Origin of the sequence: Okeania hirsuta, from assembly GCF_003838195.1 — a bacterium.
Classification (GTDB): domain Bacteria; phylum Cyanobacteriota; class Cyanobacteriia; order Cyanobacteriales; family Microcoleaceae; genus Okeania; species Okeania hirsuta.
The window spans coordinates 1-1317 of the sequence record NZ_RCBY01000587.1 but is presented as its reverse complement, the minus strand read 5'-3'; the positions used below and the strand labels follow the sequence as shown (position 1 = coordinate 1317).

The window sequence follows — 1317 nt, the reverse complement described above, 5'->3', positions numbered from 1 at the left end:
TGACTCCTGAGGACTCCGTAGTTATTTATTTATCACTGTTTAACCGGACATGATATAAAATTATGCCAATTTTAAAAAATAATGTTACGAATAGTAAAAGGAATAAAAAGACAAATGTAGGATATGCTCTTTGACAAAAACGATGATTTACGACCTAAAAAACGCTTTAAATAGTATTCATTCTGACTCCTGACTCCTGACTCCTGACTCCTAAGAAATATCCTAGCTATTTGTAGCAAACATTTATCAATTTGGTATTATGCCTGCTAAAGATATCTTCCATGATGCTGTTAAAAACGCTTTAATCAAAGAAAATTGGACAATTACTGATGACCCCCTTTATCTAGAATTTGGTGGTGTTGATATGTATGTCGATCTGGGTGCTGAAAAACTTATTGGCGCTGAAAAAGAGGGAAAACAAATCGCAGTTGAAATCAAAAGTTTTCTTCGACAGTCCCTAATTTCCGAATTTCATAACGCCTTGGGGCAATTTATTAACTATCGAACAGTATTAAGGAGAAATCAACCAGGCAGAACTCTCTATTTAGCTGTGTCTGAAGATGCTTATGAAAGTTTTTTTACTCTTATTTTTACCCAAGTAGTAGTTGAAGAAAATGAAATTAAATTAATTGTCTATGATGCTAAAAAAGAGGTTATTGTTCAATGGAAAAATTAGCTAAATAGGGAACACTTAACTGGGAAAAGGGAACAGATGGGAGTTTCAGTTTTTTGATCTACTCTTTGATTTGTCACAACTTATTTAGGATTGCTATAGTAGTTGAAGAAAATGAAATTAAATTAATTGTCTATGATGCTAAAAAAGAGGTTATTGTGCAATGGAAAAATTAGCTAAATATCGAGAAAATATTAAAAAGATTATTACCGACTATAGTCAATATAAACCATCTTATGGAGAGATAGAAGTACAAGTTATTTTTGATGAAGAACGCGACCATTACCAATTAATAAATGTAGGTTGGCACGGCAATAGACGAGTACGGGGTTGTGTATTACAAATAGATATTAAAAATGAAAAAATTTGGATACAACATGATGGTACAGAAATTGGTATTGCTAGTGAATTAGTAGATTTAGGAGTACCATCGTCAGATATTGTTCTAGCTTTTCACGCACCCTATAAACGAAAATATACAGGTTTTGCTGTGTCTTGAAAAGGAAAAAAAAGACAGTTTCTATGCAAAACTGAACCTACTGTATAATTGTCAACGTTCGGAGGATATTTTGGTAATATAGCAGTGAGCGCTGGTATATTTACAAATTGTAGTAGGGGCAAAAGAGCTAGAAGTCTTATATGAT

2 protein-coding genes are annotated in these 1317 nt (G+C 32.6%); both read left to right on the top strand.

The annotated features are described in order from the left end of the window. Positions 1-259: 259 nt before the first annotated feature. Complete coding sequence (locus D5R40_RS33055) at positions 260-676, top strand: XisH family protein (protein WP_124143063.1); 417 nt, start codon at positions 260-262, stop codon at positions 674-676. A 160-nt stretch (positions 677-836) separates the two neighbouring features. Next, positions 837-1172 (top strand): XisI protein, encoded by a 336-nt coding sequence (locus tag D5R40_RS33050; protein WP_124143062.1) that lies wholly within the window; start codon positions 837-839, stop codon positions 1170-1172. Positions 1173-1317: the final 145 nt, after the last annotated feature.